Source organism: Candidatus Binataceae bacterium (assembly GCA_035508495.1).
Taxonomy (GTDB): domain Bacteria; phylum Desulfobacterota; class Binatia; order Binatales; family Binataceae; genus JASHPB01.
On record DATJMX010000014.1, the window covers coordinates 40,217 to 54,910 of the forward strand.

Sequence of the window (14,694 nt, forward strand, 5' to 3'; positions counted from 1 at the left end):
CCGGTCAGCTCGTCTTCGAGCACTGCGGGCCGATATAAAACCACATCGCGCGGAACACTCCGGCCGGCCGCGTAACTTTTCCGTACATCGTCGTGCCATCGGGCGAGACGTGCAGGTCGATTAGCACGCGGCCGCGCGGGAAAGTGATCTCGACATGGTTGCCGTCAATGGATCCCATCCCATGGCCCATGATTTCGCCGGTCGTCGGATCGAAGTTCGTCAGCTCGAAGCTGTTGCCGCTCTGATTGATTAGATGGCACGCGCCGATACCGCCGTCGCGCCATGCTCCGGTTAACGTGAGCGGCTTCGCGGGCTCGATCATCGCGACCGAAGGTTGCGCGGCCGGCGAGGCCGCGGGCGCTGCTGCTAAAGGAACAGCCGGCGCAGCATCAGCCATCGCGACGGCCTTCGGCGTTGCCGCCGCTCTGGATGCCTGCATCACGGTACGAGGGACGGGAGCGCCGGCGATCAGTTCCTCGGCACTGAGGTTCTTCAGCTTGTGCCTGTGATGCGGCCGCGGCGTCGCGGCCGCCACCTGCGGCGCCGCAGTCGCGAGCGCTGAAACTTGTTGTTGCAGGATCGCCTTGGTGGGAGCCGGCGATGCTGCGGCTGTCGTCGCCACTGCCGCGATGGGGGTCGCATTGGTCTTGCCGCGACTACCGATCCAGCCGAACTGCGTCAGCAGACCGACGACCGCGGCGATCGCAGTAGCCGTCGCGCCGAGACCGCTAAGCACGGTCATCGTACGCGAGCCAATCGACTTTAAACCATCAGCCACCGGCTATTTGATTTGCCAAACAATCCGCCGAGGTTCAACGGATTTGGCTTTATTCCGGAGCGCGCTGCGGCGAAGCTGTGGCGATGACACCTTCGTTGAGCGAGCCCGAGCGGAAGCCCTTGAGATCTATCGCGATGAAGCGGAAGCCGAGCTTTTTCAGCTCGCGTTCGATCGTGTCGCGAATCCGCGGCTCGAATGCTCTCGCAATTTCGCTTTGCTCGAGCTCGAGCCGTGCGACGTCGCCGTGGTAGCGGACGCGGGCGACTTTGAAGCCGAGCTCGTGCAGCACTTTCTCGCCTTCGCCAACGCGATGCAGTCCTTCGGGCGTGATCTCCGTGCCGTATGGAAACCGCGACGACAGGCATGGCGACGCCGGGCGGTCCCATGTCGGCAGGCCCATCGCGCGCGACAACTCGCGGATCTCGGCCTTGGTCAGCTCGGCCTCGACCAACGGATGGCGCACGCGCTTTTCCGACGCGGCCTGCATCCCGGGCCGATAATCGTGCAAGTCGTCGAGATTCAGCCCGTCAACGATTTCGTCGATGCCGAGCTCGGCGGCCTTCGCTTCACAAACAGTGAACAGGTTGTGCTTGCACAGGTAGCATCGGTTGAGCGGATTCTGCGCGTAGCCGGGAACCTCGAGCTCGTTGGACTCGATCACGAGATGACGCGCGCCGATCAGCGCCGCCATATTCATCGCCGATTCGCGGTCCTGGTCGGGCATCGTCGGCGAGGTCGTCGTGAGCCCGAGCGCGCGCTCGCCAATCGTGTCGTGCGCTACGCGCATGACGAATGTCGAATCGACGCCGCCCGAGAACGCCACGATCACCGACTTCATCGGGCTGAAGATCGCGCGTATCCGTTCGAGCTTGTCCTGCAATGCCTGGGTCATGTTCGAGTCTTTCTTCAGATGCCCTCGGCCTGGAAAAGATCGGTCGTCAGGTAACGCTCGCCGGTATCGCAGAACACGACGACTACGATTTTGCCCTTGCCCAGGCGCTTGGCGATCTGGATCGCGGCGCAGCAGTTGGCGCCCGACGAGATGCCGACCAGCAGGCCCTCTTCGCGCGCGAGACGCCGCGAATAAATCGTCGCGTCTTCGTCGCTGACTGGAATCACTTCGTCATAGACGCTGGTGTCGAGGTTCTTCGGCACGAAGCCCGCGCCGATACCCTGGATCTTGTGAAAGCCCGGCTCGCCGCCAGACAGCACGGGCGAGTTGCGCGGCTCGACGGCGACGATATGCACGCGAGTCTTCGAATGCTCGCGCAGGTAGCGCCCCGCGCCGGTAATGGTTCCCCCGGTGCCAACTCCCGCGACGAAGGCATCGAGCGACGGGAACTGCTCGATAAGCTCGGGTCCTGTGCTCTTGTAATGCATGTCGGGATTGGCGGCGTTGCTGAACTGCTGCGGCATGAAGTAGCTGGGATTCTCGCGGCACAGCTCCTCGGCCTTGGCGATCGCGCCATGCATGCCGCGGGTGTCGGGCGTGAGCACGAGCTGGGCGCCATACGCGACCAGCAGTGAGCGCCGCTCCTCGCTCATCGTATCGGGCATCGTCAAGATCAGCCGATAGCCTTTGACAGCCGCGACCAGGGCGAGGCCGATACCGGTGTTGCCCGAGGTCGGCTCGACAATGGTATCGCCGGGCTTGATCCGGCCTGCCTTTTCGGCCGCTTCGATCATCCCGAGACAGATGCGGTCCTTGACGCTGCCGCCCGGGTTGAAGTTCTCGAGCTTCGCCCACACTTCAGCGTCGTTAGGACCGGGAATCCTGTTAAGGCGCACGACTGGCGTGTGGCCGATGAGATCGAGCGGCGATTGCGCAACGCTGACGGGCATGGTGCCGATTCTACCCATATCCGAACACGATGCGAACACTGCGGAAAGTGCTCGAAACCGTGGTTAAGTTACCCTCGAAGGTCGTTATCCAGTTGGCTACGTCATCGGCGCGCGTACTCGTCATTTTCCCTGGGGCGTTGGGTGACCTTGTCTGTGCTGGTCCCGCCTTGGATGCGATCGCGCGGGCAAATCCCGGCGCGAAGATTGAACTGATGGCCAAGCCGGAGCTGGCGCGATTCGCGGCCGGCCGGTTTCGCATCGCGCGGGGACATTCAATCGATCGGAGCGAGGTGGCGGCGCTGTTCAGTGGCGAAACCGCCGAGGCGCGCGAATTTTTCTCGCAATTCCGCCGTCTCTATTCGTACCTTGCCTACGACGATTCCGGGTTTCGCGACCGTCTCGAACGATACGCTCCCGGGCGCACGACGTGTCTGCCGTTTCGCCCCCCCGGCGCCGGCCACGTCGCGGCCGAGTATCTGAAAATGATTGATAAGGATGCCGATGTTTCGACTTTTCGCATCGTCGTTGCCGCCGATGATTTGAACGCCGCAGCATCGGCGCTGCGCTTCGCTGGAATCGGGCCGGATGAGCCCTTCGTCGCGATCTTTCCTGGCAGTGGTAGCCGGGCCAAGAATTGGCCGATCGGAAATTACCTGAACCTCGCGACCTCGATGCCTGACGGTACTCGGCCGGTGTTCATCCTCGGGCCGGCCGAAGAGGACTTGGCGCTCATCATGAGCGGCCTCGGACTCCCTTTGCTCAGCGGTCTCGAGCTCCCGGTCGTGGCGGGGATCGCACGGATGGCGGCGGCGTTCGTCGGCAACGATTCGGGCGTATCGCATCTTGCGGCGGCGGTCGGCACGCCCGGCGTTGCGATTTTCGGACCGACGAGTCCGGATCGTTGGCGTCCTATCGGAGAAGTTACTATTGTCGCCCATCAGTCGCTTGAATCGACAACCACCGACGATATCGCAAGCGCTCTCAGAGAACGGCTTCAACGATCGGAGCGATTCCAAACTCGAGTGAAGGAGTGAGAAACGGTGGCTGCGTTGACTGTAAAAATTCGCAGGCGTAGCTTCAAATTGCCAGCCGGCCGGTGCTCCAGACGACAACGTCACGAGCGCCTCGCCAGGCAGCGGGATCACGTATCGTCCATGACGCCTTGGTCATCGAATACGCCCGAGAGCTGCGTTGCGGCCTGGAGCAGATGATCATGTCGAGCTTCTTCAAAACCTCGCTTTTACTTGGCCTGATGACCGGGCTGCTGATGGTGATCGGCGGGCTGCTTGGAGGTCGCCAAGGTGTGGCGCTGGCGTTGGTATTCGCCGCGGTCCTGAATTTCTTCAGCTACTGGTTCTCGGACAAACTCGTGCTGCGGGCATATGGCGCGCAGGAGATCGACGCGTCGAGCGCGCCCGAGGTTTACTCGATCGTGCAGGAACTCGCGACCGAGGCGCACATCCCGATGCCGCGCCTCTACATGATCGACACCGACACGCCCAACGCCTTTGCGACCGGACGCAATCCGAATCACGCCGCGGTCGCGGTAACGCGCGGAATCATGCGGATTTGCACGCGCGATGAAATCAAAGGCGTGCTCGGCCATGAGCTGTCGCACGTGATCAATCGCGACATCCTGACCAGCTCGATCGCGGCCACGCTCGCGGGCGCCGTGATGATGATCGGGACGTGGATACGGTGGGGCGCGATCTTCGGAATGGGCGAGCGCGACGACGAGGAAGGCGGTATCGCCGGCCTGCTGATCGCCGGCCTGCTCGCGCCGATCGCCGCGTCGCTGATTCAGCTTGCGATCTCACGCACCCGCGAATACCAGGCCGACGCCAGCGGCGCGCGGCTGACCCATAACCCGCTGCTGCTCGCCAATGCTTTGCGCAAGCTCGAAGCCGCAAACGAGCGGATGCCGTTGCCGGCTAGTCCCGCGACGGCGCATCTGTTTATCGTCAATCCGCTGAGCGCGGCTGGAATGGCGCGCCTGTTCTCGACTCATCCGCCGATCGAGGAACGAATCCGCAGGCTTGAACAGATGGCGGCAAAAGGCGTGAACTGATCGCAATGGAAGATTCCGAAGAAAAGGGCAAAGGCTTCAAGGTTCAAGATCGCCGGCGATTCGACGCCGAGGGCGAGGCGCGGCAGGATGCCGAGGCTCAGCAGGCTGCGTCTGCCGCGCACGCTGCTCCCGAGCCGCCACCTCCGCCGCCACCCCCTGAGGCTCATGAGCATCTCGAAATGTCGTTTTCGACCTTCCTGGTGGGGCTTTCGACCGAGGCGTTGGTGGCGCTCGGCGAGATGCCCGATCCCGTCACCGGCAAGCGGCATCGCGACCTTGGCGCTGCACGTCAATTCATCGATATAATTGGGATCCTGCGCGACAAGACGCGCGGCAATCTCGATCGCGAGGAACAGAACCTCATCGAGGCGATTCTCTTTGAGTTGCGAATGAAATACGTTGAATTGGCGAAGCCGACCGCTGGCTGACGGGTCGTCCGCTCCCTGGTTGGAAATGCCTCATAAGTTTTTGCGTTCCACTCTGATCGGTTGCTTAGCGTTCGCCCTGATAGCGGTTTTCGCGTCCGCCCATTCCGTATGCATGGCGTCGCAACTGCCGTGGACGGAGCTGCCTGCCGATAACGGTCGCCCCAAGGCGCAGACGCTGCCCGACTTTGTCGATCTTGCCGCGAAGCTCAGCCCCGCCGTCGTCAACATCTCAACCGAAGAAGCGGAGGAGGGCGAATCCAGCGACGAGCCCGAGCCGCACAAGCACAACCCACTGGAGGATTTCGGCGAGCCGCAGCATTCCAAGAGCCTCGGTTCCGGCTTTATCGTCAGCAAGGACGGCTACGTGCTGACCAACGACCACGTCGTCGACCATCCGTCGAAGATCACCGTCACGCTTCAGGACGGAACGATCTACATCGCCAAGCTCATCGGGCACGACGAGAAGAGCGACATCGCCGTTCTGAAGATCGCGCCCAAGCGTGACCTGCCCGTCGCGCCGCTCGGCAACTCGGACGATGTGAAGGTCGGGCAGTGGGTGCTCGCGATCGGAAATCCGTTCGGCTTCGATCATTCGGTGACAGTCGGAATCGTGAGCGCCAAGGGCCGCTTCATCCCGGGCAACTACGACGATTTCATCCAGACCGACGCGTCGATAAATCCCGGCAACTCGGGCGGTCCGCTGATCAACCTGCGCGGCGAAGTGATCGGGGTGAACTCCGCGATTTACACCCGCACCGGCTCGAGCATGGGAATCGGGTTTGCGATCCCGGTCAACATGGTCAAGCAGGAGCTGGCGCAGCTCGAGACCGCGGGCAAAGTGACGCGCGGATGGCTTGGCGTCTATATCCAGCCGATCACGCCCGAGCTCGCCGAGTCGCTGGGACTGCCCGATTCGCGCGGCGCGCTCGTCGCCGAGGTTCTTAAGAATGGCCCCGCGAAATCGGCAGGTATCAAGCGCGGTGATGTAATCGTCGCGTTCGACAACCAGGTGATAACCGACTCACGCGAGCTGCCGTTGCTCGTCGGACGCGCTCCGCTCGGCGAAGACGCGACGCTCAAGGTCATTCGCGACAAGCATACGCTCGAGCTGCCGCTCAAGATCACTGAATCGCAGGAGCAGGAGCTCGCGTCGGCTGAGAACCAGGACAAGCCCGATATCGGCGGGCCGTCGCCCTACGGGCTACACGTCAAGGATTTGAGCCCCGACCTCGCGCACGAGCTGGGTATCGATATCACGAGCGGCGTCGTAGTCTCTTCGGTGCAGCCGGGAAGCCGCGCTGACGAGGCGGGTCTGCGCGCCCGCGATGTCATAATCGAGGTCAACCGTCAGCCGATCCTCGACGTGCATTCCTACGAAAAGGCACTGCAAGAGGGCGGCAGGGACAAGATCGTCCTCCTGCTGATTAAACGCGCCGAGAAGACCGAATACATCGCGCTCAAGCCCGAGGCGTGAGCCCGCGGCACGGTGAGACAGTTCAGGACCGGAGCGAAGAGGCCCCGACGGGCGCGGCGCAATGACCGTTAAAAGAATCCTCAAGATCGTGCTGCTCGTGTTTGGTCTGCTGGTGCTGTTCGCGGTGCCGCCCACGCTCTACCTGTTCTTCAACTACTACCATCAGCTCGAGAACGAGGTCGTCACGCGCTTCTCGGGTAAGCGCTGGAACATCCCGTCGCGCGTCTATTCCGATTCGACGCTGATCTACCCCGGCGTCACGCTCAAGGACATCGGTTTCTTCGAGCGCCTGGCGCGGCTCAATTACCATCCCGTCGATCCGGGCAAGGTCGCGATGCGCGGCGAGTACAACTTCGACAAGCCGCACGGCAAGCTCGTGATCTTCCTGCACAGCTTTTCGTACCCGTACCGCAACTTCCCGGGCGAAATGATCCAGCTCGATATCAAGAGCGACCAGATTGTCTCGATGGAAGATCCCTCGAGCAACCATCCGATCTTCTCCTTCGAGCTCGAGCCCGAAATGATCAACGGCATCTTCTCGGGCGATTGGCAGCAGCGCCATCTGGTTCCGCTCTCGCAGGTGCCGCCGTCGATGATCGACGCGATCCTCGCCGCCGAGGATCACCGCTTCTATGAGCATCACGGTATCGACGTGGTGCGCACGATCAAGGCCGCCTACATCGATTTCACCTCGCACCAGGTGCGCCAGGGCGGTTCGACGCTCACACAGCAGTTGATGAAGAACTTCTTCCTCACCCGCGAGCGCAGCTACAAGCGCAAGATCAAAGAAGCGCTGATGGCGTATATCGCGGAGCAGAAATATTCCAAGGACGATATCCTCGAAAACTACATCAACGATATTTATCTCGGTCAGCGCGGGCAGGAAGGTATCTACGGAATCTTCGAAGCCTCGCAATATTACTATTCCAAGGATCCGCGCGATTTGACGATCGCCGAGATGGCCTCGATTGCCGGCATGATCAGCTCGCCGAACCGGCTGAACCCGCTGAGGCATCCTGATGCGTCCCGTCAGCGCCGTAACGAAGTGCTCGCCTCGATGATGACTGACGGTTACATCAGCAAGGCCGCCTACGACGTAGCCGTGGCCGAGCCGATTCATGCGCGCGAGGTTTTTACCGAGAACAACGACGCGCCGTATTTCTTCGACTACGTGAAGAAGGAGCTCGAGGAGCGCTATCCGCCGTCGGTCCTCGACGCCGAGGGCCTGCGCATCTTCACCACCCTCGATGTGCATACGGAGAAGCTGGCCGAACATGCGATCGAGAAGAACCTCGAAGATCTTGAGGCCAAGCATGCGGCGCTCAGAAGGCGCGAGAAGAAGGAGCAACTCGAATCGTGCCTCGTTTCGATCGAGCCGCAGAGCGGCAAGATTCGCGCGATGGTCGGCGGCCGCGACTACCAGGAGAGCCAGTTCAATCGCGTCGTGCAGAGCAAGCGCCAGCCGGGATCGGTGTTCAAGCCGGTGACCTATCTGGCCGCGTTCGACGAAACGCTGAGTGGCGGTGCTGAGAAGCTGCTGCCGACCTCGTACATCGAGGATGCACCCTTCACGTGGCAGTACGGCGACATGAGCTGGACGCCCAACAATTACAAGGATCGTTTCTTCGGCCACGTCACGCTCGAGTTCGCGCTCCAGGAGTCGCTCAACTCGGCAACCGCGCGGCTGGCCAACGATATCGGGCTCGATCGCATCCGCGCGATGGCGGCGAAGCTGGGCTTCGGCGACCTGCCGAACTATCCGTCGATCGTTCTCGGCGGTATCGAAGTCTCGCCGATGCAGGTCGCGCAGGCCTACGCGATTATCGCCAACGACGGCCTCGAAGTTCACCCTTACGCGATAACCGCCGTCGTCGACGAAAACGGCAAGGTCATCGAAGGACACGAATTCAAGGCTGAGCAGGTGATCTCGCCCGAGCTCGCGTACATGGGCCAGTTCATGCTCCAGCAGGTGATCAATCACGGCACCGGCGCGGGCGCGCGTACGATGGGCTTCACGCGGCCGGCCGCGGGCAAGACCGGTACGACCAACGACGAGAAAGATGCATGGTTCGCAGGCTTCACGCCCAACCTGCTGACCATCGTATGGACCGGCTTCGACCAGAAGGAAGTGCTGGGTCTCACCGGCGCGCAAGCCTCGCTGCCGGCGTGGACCGCGTTCATGAAAGCCGCGACGGCCTCGCGCCCGGCGCTCGATTTTGTCGCGCCGCCCGACATCGTCGTAGAAAGAATCGACCCGACGACAGGCTGCAAAGCTGGGCCAAACTGGCCTGTCGCGATCATGGGCGTGTTCCCCCAGGACCTCGCGCCGACCGTAGCCTGTTCGATTCAGAAGGGCGGGGGCACGCTCACTTCAATTGATAGCGGAGCGCCGCCCGAGCCCGACGGCGCCGCGGATCCCAACGACTGATGCGCCTGATAGTCACGGCGCGATTCGCGCTCGCAATTCTCGCCGCTTCGCTCGCGCTGAATGGACCGGCGCTGGCTTTCAACGAGCAGTCGATCGGCGGCGCCGATCTCCCGACTCCTACCGCAACGCCTTCGCCTGTGGCAGGCGCTGCTTCTCCGGGGGCCGCGCCGAGCGCCGCCGCGGCGGGATCGCCAGCCGCGCCAGCGTCCCCATCTGATGAAGATACTTCCGCTGCGGAAGAATCGCCTTCGAGTGCGGAATCGCCTGTGGCACAAGGCTCGGAAGCTGCGGCCGCCTCTCCCGCCGCCGAGGCATCGCCATCGTCAACGCCGACTGACATTCCGCCCGCGCTCGACATCGGCGCGGTCGCTCCGTCGGTGCAGGTCAGTGACGCGCCGCTGACGAACTTGATTGCGAGCGCGCCGAATCCCGCCCGAGCCGCCTCGCTGCGCGCGACCGAACAGGCCCGCAAGGAACTCGTCGCGGGCCACACCGACGAGGCGATCCGCGATCTCGGCAGCGCAGTCTCAATCGACGCGGGCAATGGCTACGCGTATCTCTACCTGGGTCGCGCTTACATCGCGAAACAGAACTACACGCAGGCCGAGGCATTCCTCAGGCGAGCCGAGGTCTCGTTCGGTGCCGACCCGGCGTGGCATAGCGAGGCGCTCGCGTTCGAGGGCGTCGCGCTCGAGGAAGCCGGTCAGCAACAGCAGGCCGTGACCGCGTACCAGAAGGCGCTCGCCATCGAGCCCGGAAATCTGACCGCGCGCGTGGGCGCGACCCGCCTCGCCGACTACGCGCCCGCGGCTCCCGTTGGTGTATCGACCACCGAGGGCAATGCCTCGCTCATCCAATCGCCTCCTCAGAGCGCACCACCTCCCGAAGCGCCGCCCGAGGCCGAGCCGCCTCCGCCGCCGCCGTCAGGTCCTCCGCCCGAGGCTTCGCCGAACAACTAGGCGCTTCTTCAACCGCGGATCGAAGCGGGATATCTTTGACAGCATGTTGATTCTCGGAATCGAATCGTCCTGCGACGATGCCGCCGCAGCAGTAATCGAGACTGCGGTGCCGGGCATCGTCGAGATGCGCGCGAGCAGCGTCGCCAACCAGGACGATATCCATCGCGCGTACGGCGGCATCGTGCCCGAGCTTGCGTCGCGCAATCACGTCATCACGATTCTGCCGGTGATCGAGCGCACGCTCGCCGCCGCGGGATGCACGCTCGCCGATATCGAGGGAATCGCCGTGACGCGCGGTCCCGGCCTTGTCGGCTCGCTGCTCGTGGGCCTCATGTGCGCCAAGGGGCTCGCGCAGAGCACGGGCATCCCGATGGTCGGCGTCAATCACATCGAGGGGCATATTCTCGCGCCGCTGCTCGAGCATCGCGTCGAGTTCCCGTTCCTCGCGCTGGTGGTATCCGGTGGTCATACCGCCCTGTTCGCGGTCGAAGGCTTCGGCGGCTATCGGCGGCTCGGCCGCACGCGCGACGATGCCGCGGGCGAAGCGTTCGACAAGGTCGCGAAGCTGATGGGCCTCGGCTATCCGGGCGGCAAAATTATCGACGAGCTGTCACGCTCGGGTAACCGCAAGAGCGTGCGCATTCCGCGCGCCCACGTGCGCGGCGCGCCGATGGATTTCAGCTTCAGCGGCGTTAAAACGTCGGTCGCGACGCTGCTGCGCTCCGAGGCCGGCGCGGCGCTCGAGTCTTCCGATCTGGCTGCGAGCTTCCAGGAAGCCGTGGTCGACATGCTGGTCAAGCCGACGATCGCCGCGGCGCGCGAGCTCGGCGTCGATACTATCGTGCTCACCGGCGGCGTTGCGGCGAACTCGCGCCTGCGCGACAAGCTGGCGCAGGCTGCGGCCGAGGATGGGCGCCGCCTTATTGCGCCCTCGTTTAAGTTTTGCACGGACAACGCCGCGATGATCGCGCTCGCAGGCAGCTACCGGCTGCTCCGCGGCGAGCGCGACGACCTCGCGATCGACGCCGAGGCCAACCTCGCGCTGTAGTGCAGTTGCCGCGCAAGCCTCCTTTAAGATCGTCGCCGACGCGCCCCGCGTCCGCGCTCGCCACGGCCGGCGTGCGGCCGACCAAATCTCGCGGGCAGAATTTTCTCGTCGCGCCAGCGGTCGCGCACCGAATCGTCTCGTTAGCCGAGATCGAGCCGGGCGACGATGTCATCGAGATCGGGCCGGGCCTCGGCATCCTCACCGAAAGAATCGTCGAGCAGCCGATCGGCAAGCTGACATTGATCGAGCTCGATCCGCGTCTCGCCCAGCGGCTCGTCGATCGCTTCGCCGAGATCGATCTCGTGCACGTGCTCAACACCGACTTCCTTGAGATCGATCTGGCGTCGGAGCTTCCCGCACCGGCCATTGCGATCGGCAACCTGCCGTTCAACGTCGCCGCCGCGATTCTGCGCAAGCTCTGCGACGACGCCATGATGTTCAAGCGGCTGGTCCTGATGTTTCAGCGCGAAGTCGCCGAGCGGATTCGCGCCCGCCCGGGCGACGACGCTTACTCGGCGCTGACGGTGTACACCGCGCTCTACTGGCGAATCGATGCGCACTTCATCGTCGCAGCCGGCAGCTTCCATCCGCGGCCCAAGGTCGATGCCGAAGTGCTGCGCTTCGTACCGCTGAACCCTCGGCCCTTCGAGGCGAGCGACGAGCGCGCCGTGCTCGCTGTCGTGCGCGCGTCGTTCGCGGCGCGGCGCAAAACGATTCGCAATTCTCTCATCGGCGCGTTGTCGATCGAGCCAACGAAGATAGACGCCGCGCTCAACGACGCCGGTATCAACCCGAGCGCGCGCGCCGAGACTCTCGCGGTCGGCGCGTTCGTAAGCCTTGCGCGCGCGATGCGCGGCGATCTAATCACTCTCGATAACCGCTGATGCCTGAACTGCCTGAAGTCGAATCGCTCCGCCGCATCCTGCATCGCTCTGCCGTGGGCCGCACGATCACGAAGGTTCGCGTGACCGAGCCGCGCCTGCGCCGCCGCGTCGCCGCCGATTTTGCCGCGGCGCTCGCCGGCCGCCGCATCGACGACATCACGCGCCGCGCCAAGTACCTGATGCTCGAGCTCGCCGGCGAGATGACGCTGCTGACCCATCTCGGCATGAGCGGCAGCCTGACGCATCGCGGACGCGACTTCAAAGACGACGAATTCGACGCCAAGCACGATCACGTCACGCTCGCGCTCGACGACGGCACTAATCTCGTTTACAACGACCCGCGCCGCTTCGGCCTGATGATGGCGGTGGCGCGCGCCGAGCTGGCGAGCCTCGCCGAGCTGCGTGGGATCGGCCCCGAGCCGCTGTCGCGCGAATTCAACGCCGACTACCTCGCATCGAAAGCGCGCGGCAAGAAAGTCGCGATCAAAAATCTGATCATGGACCAGCGCGTGGTCGCCGGTATCGGCAATATCTACGCGTCGGAGATCCTGTTTCGCGCGAAAGTCCGCCCGACGCGGCGCGCCGGCAAGGTCAAACGCGACGAGCTCGAGCGAATCGTCGCGGCGACGCCCGTGATCCTGCGCGCCGCGATCGGCAGCCGCGGCACCACCTTCCGCAGCTATCGCGATTCCGAAGGCCAGCCCGGCCGCTTCGCAAAACAACTCCAAGTTTACGGCCGCGACGGCGAACCGTGCTACGTCTGCGGCACGCCGATTCGCAACGTCGTCGTGGGCCAGCGCGCGAGCTTCTACTGCCCGAAGTGCCAGCGCTGAAGATGAACCGAACGTATCGCGAGGAGACCCGCATGAATCAACGACGCCGCGCGCGACTTACGATCCTCATGTCCGCGTGCGCGATCGCGCTCGCGATCTTCAGCGTTGCTCCCGCGTTCAGCGCCGATGCATCCGCGCCGCAGCCAACGCAAGCTCTCGACTGGAAAGCGCTCAACGACGAAGCCCTCGGCTACTTCCGAACCTATCTGCAATTCGACACGACCAATCCTCCCAGCAACACCACCGCCGCGATCGCGTTCCTCAAGCAAATCCTCGACAAGGAAGGAATCGAGAACACGGTCTTCGAAAGCAAACCCGGGATGGTCTCGCTGGTCGCCAAGCTGCGCGGTCCCGAGGGCAAGAAACCGCTGCTACTGATGTCGCATGCCGACGTCGTGCCGGCGATCGCCTCGAACTGGTTTCATCCTCCGTTCAGCGCCGATCTCGAAGAGGGCTTCGTGTGGGGACGCGGCGCCATCGACAACAAGGCCCACGGCATCATGGCCCTGATGACGCTGCTCGCGCTGAAGCGTCAGAACATTCCGCTCAGCCGCGGGGTGGAGATGATGGTGAATCCCGACGAGGAAGCGGGCGGCGCGAACGGCGCCGAATGGATGGTGAAGAATCATTGGGACGCGATCGATCCCGCCTTCGCGATCAACGAGGGCGGCGGCGCCGAGCCCGGATGGCTCGGCACTTCCGGCACGACGTTCCTCGTCGCGGTGTCGGAGAAGCGCGTTTTCTGGATGCACGTGACGGCCACGGGCCACGCGGGTCACGGCTCGGTGCCGCGGCCCGACAATCCGAATCTCATTTTGATCAACGCGCTGCACAACGTCGCCGAGAATCAGCCGCCGTGGCGAATCACGCCGATCTTCGCCGAGGCGATGGCGACCGTCGCAGAGTCCAAGAGCTTCCCCACCTCGTTCGAGCTGGCGCATCTCGGATGGCCCTATATGGCGGACTTCGCGGCGCGCGGACCGCTCGCGCCGTACGATATCCAGGCTCTGATGCGCGATACGATTTCGCTCACGATGCTGAAGTCGGGCTACAAGGTGAACGTAGTGCCGTCGGAAGCTGAGGCGGGACTCGATTGCCGGCTCCTGCCCGGCACCGACTCCGATGCGTTCCTGAAGCATCTTCACGAGCTGATGGGCAACGACGATCGGATCGCGATCGACGTGCTGCAGAAGCCCGACGACGCCGAGCCTTCGCCGACCAGCGGGGAGGCCTGGGATGCGATCAAAGCGGTCGCCGCCAAGGACTTCAAAGACGCGAGCGTCGTTCCCTGGATGACGACCGGCGGCACCGATTCGCGATTCCTGCGCGCGCACGGCGTGCCATCGTACGGCTTCGTGCCGATCATCCTCGCGCCGGAGGAGATGGAGCGCGTGCACGGCGACAACGAGCGCTTGTCGATCGACAACCTCAATCGCGGCGTACGCGCGACATATGATCTGACGATGCAGCTCTGTGGTCCCGGCAAATAGCGATCGCGTCGCGATAGCGGTCGGAACGCGGCGAACATAAAATTTCATCTGCGTGATCGAGATTCGGGTAAAAACCAACGCTCGCGCCGAGTTCGTCGATATCACGGGCGACGTGAACGACGCGCTCGGCAAGATCGGCGCGGCGTCGGGCCTCTGCAACCTGTTCGTCCCGCATACGACCTGCGCCGTGATCGTGTCGGAGAACTGGGATCCCGACGTTACGACCGACATGCTCAAGCATTTCGAGTATCTCGTGCCGCGCGACGGCGGCTTTCGCCATAGCGAGGGCAATTCGCAGGCGCACATCCTATCTGTCATGCTCGGCACGTCGATCAATGTCCCGGTTGAGAGCCGCAAGCTCCGGCTGGGACGTTGGCAGGGCGTGATGCTCGCGGAGTTCGACGGCCCGCGCGAGCGCACGGTCGTGGTGAGCGTGGCGGCCGCGGCGAAGTCGTAGGGGGA

14 protein-coding genes are annotated in these 14,694 nt (G+C 63.6%); 11 read left to right on the top strand and 3 right to left on the bottom strand.

Features of this window, described 5'->3' with window-relative positions:
- Positions 1-4: 4 nt before the first annotated feature.
- The 3 genes from VMA09_04530 to cysK form a co-directional block, all read right to left on the bottom strand.
- Positions 5-742 (bottom strand): hypothetical protein, encoded by a 738-nt coding sequence (locus VMA09_04530; protein HUA32846.1) that lies wholly within the window; start codon positions 740-742, stop codon positions 5-7.
- Between the two features lie 85 nt (positions 743-827).
- A complete protein-coding gene (larE, locus tag VMA09_04535) occupies positions 828-1,670 on the bottom strand; it encodes an ATP-dependent sacrificial sulfur transferase LarE (protein HUA32847.1) in 843 nt (280 codons plus the stop codon).
- A gap of 14 nt (positions 1,671-1,684) precedes the next feature.
- On the bottom strand, positions 1,685-2,620 hold the full coding sequence (cysK, locus tag VMA09_04540) for a cysteine synthase A (GenBank protein ID HUA32848.1): 936 nt from the start codon (positions 2,618-2,620) through the stop codon (positions 1,685-1,687).
- 29 nt (positions 2,621-2,649) lie between these two features.
- Here cysK and VMA09_04545 point away from each other — a divergent pair, with 29 nt between their 5' ends.
- From VMA09_04545 to VMA09_04595, 11 genes are all read left to right on the top strand, one after another.
- The gene (locus tag VMA09_04545) at positions 2,650-3,654 is read left to right on the top strand and encodes a glycosyltransferase family 9 protein (protein HUA32849.1); all 1,005 of its coding nucleotides are present in this window, start codon (positions 2,650-2,652) and stop codon (positions 3,652-3,654) included.
- Positions 3,655-3,782: 128 nt separating this feature from the next.
- Positions 3,783-4,688, top strand: coding sequence for a zinc metalloprotease HtpX (gene htpX, locus VMA09_04550; protein HUA32850.1), 906 nt, complete (start codon positions 3,783-3,785; stop codon positions 4,686-4,688).
- A gap of 5 nt (positions 4,689-4,693) precedes the next feature.
- Positions 4,694-5,116 carry a DUF1844 domain-containing protein gene (locus tag VMA09_04555; GenBank protein ID HUA32851.1) on the top strand — a complete coding sequence of 141 codons (423 nt, stop codon included), beginning with the start codon at positions 4,694-4,696 and terminating at the stop codon, positions 5,114-5,116.
- Between the two features lie 112 nt (positions 5,117-5,228).
- Positions 5,229-6,590 carry a DegQ family serine endoprotease gene (locus VMA09_04560; protein HUA32852.1) on the top strand — a complete coding sequence of 454 codons (1,362 nt, stop codon included), beginning with the start codon at positions 5,229-5,231 and terminating at the stop codon, positions 6,588-6,590.
- A 61-nt stretch (positions 6,591-6,651) separates the two neighbouring features.
- On the top strand, positions 6,652-9,018 hold the full coding sequence (locus VMA09_04565; GenBank protein HUA32853.1) for a PBP1A family penicillin-binding protein: 2,367 nt from the start codon (positions 6,652-6,654) through the stop codon (positions 9,016-9,018).
- Positions 9,018-9,977 carry a tetratricopeptide repeat protein gene (locus tag VMA09_04570; protein ID HUA32854.1) on the top strand — a complete coding sequence of 320 codons (960 nt, stop codon included), beginning with the start codon at positions 9,018-9,020 and terminating at the stop codon, positions 9,975-9,977. Before VMA09_04565 ends, VMA09_04570 begins: the two co-directional genes overlap by 1 nt.
- A gap of 43 nt (positions 9,978-10,020) precedes the next feature.
- The gene (tsaD, locus tag VMA09_04575; protein ID HUA32855.1) at positions 10,021-11,025 is read left to right on the top strand and encodes a tRNA (adenosine(37)-N6)-threonylcarbamoyltransferase complex transferase subunit TsaD; all 1,005 of its coding nucleotides are present in this window, start codon (positions 10,021-10,023) and stop codon (positions 11,023-11,025) included.
- A gap of 71 nt (positions 11,026-11,096) precedes the next feature.
- Positions 11,097-11,909, top strand: a complete 813-nt coding sequence (rsmA, locus tag VMA09_04580; protein ID HUA32856.1) for a 16S rRNA (adenine(1518)-N(6)/adenine(1519)-N(6))-dimethyltransferase RsmA — start codon at positions 11,097-11,099, stop codon at positions 11,907-11,909.
- Complete coding sequence (gene mutM, locus VMA09_04585) at positions 11,909-12,742, top strand: bifunctional DNA-formamidopyrimidine glycosylase/DNA-(apurinic or apyrimidinic site) lyase (GenBank protein HUA32857.1); 834 nt, start codon at positions 11,909-11,911, stop codon at positions 12,740-12,742. Before rsmA ends, mutM begins: the two co-directional genes overlap by 1 nt.
- A 32-nt stretch (positions 12,743-12,774) precedes the next feature.
- The gene (locus VMA09_04590) at positions 12,775-14,232 is read left to right on the top strand and encodes a M20/M25/M40 family metallo-hydrolase (protein ID HUA32858.1); all 1,458 of its coding nucleotides are present in this window, start codon (positions 12,775-12,777) and stop codon (positions 14,230-14,232) included.
- Positions 14,233-14,284: 52 nt separating this feature from the next.
- A complete protein-coding gene (locus tag VMA09_04595) occupies positions 14,285-14,689 on the top strand; it encodes a secondary thiamine-phosphate synthase enzyme YjbQ (GenBank protein HUA32859.1) in 405 nt (134 codons plus the stop codon).
- Positions 14,690-14,694: the final 5 nt, after the last annotated feature.

What these genes read in the sequence shown, in the direction of transcription:
- VMA09_04530 (HUA32846.1), bottom strand. Translation starts at nt 742, where the DNA reads ATGACCGTGCTTAGCGGTCTCGGCGCGACGGCTACTGCGATCGCCGCG.
- larE (HUA32847.1), bottom strand. Translation starts at nt 1,670, where the DNA reads ATGACCCAGGCATTGCAGGACAAGCTCGAACGGATACGCGCGATCTTC.
- cysK (HUA32848.1), bottom strand. Translation starts at nt 2,620, where the DNA reads ATGCCCGTCAGCGTTGCGCAATCGCCGCTCGATCTCATCGGCCACACG.
- VMA09_04545 (HUA32849.1), top strand. Translation starts at nt 2,650, where the DNA reads ATGCGAACACTGCGGAAAGTGCTCGAAACCGTGGTTAAGTTACCCTCG.
- VMA09_04555 (HUA32851.1), top strand. Translation starts at nt 4,694, where the DNA reads ATGGAAGATTCCGAAGAAAAGGGCAAAGGCTTCAAGGTTCAAGATCGC.
- VMA09_04560 (HUA32852.1), top strand. Translation starts at nt 5,229, where the DNA reads ATGGCGTCGCAACTGCCGTGGACGGAGCTGCCTGCCGATAACGGTCGC.
- VMA09_04565 (HUA32853.1), top strand. Translation starts at nt 6,652, where the DNA reads ATGACCGTTAAAAGAATCCTCAAGATCGTGCTGCTCGTGTTTGGTCTG.
- VMA09_04570 (HUA32854.1), top strand. Translation starts at nt 9,018, where the DNA reads ATGCGCCTGATAGTCACGGCGCGATTCGCGCTCGCAATTCTCGCCGCT.
- tsaD (HUA32855.1), top strand. Translation starts at nt 10,021, where the DNA reads ATGTTGATTCTCGGAATCGAATCGTCCTGCGACGATGCCGCCGCAGCA.
- mutM (HUA32857.1), top strand. Translation starts at nt 11,909, where the DNA reads ATGCCTGAACTGCCTGAAGTCGAATCGCTCCGCCGCATCCTGCATCGC.
- VMA09_04590 (HUA32858.1), top strand. Translation starts at nt 12,775, where the DNA reads ATGAATCAACGACGCCGCGCGCGACTTACGATCCTCATGTCCGCGTGC.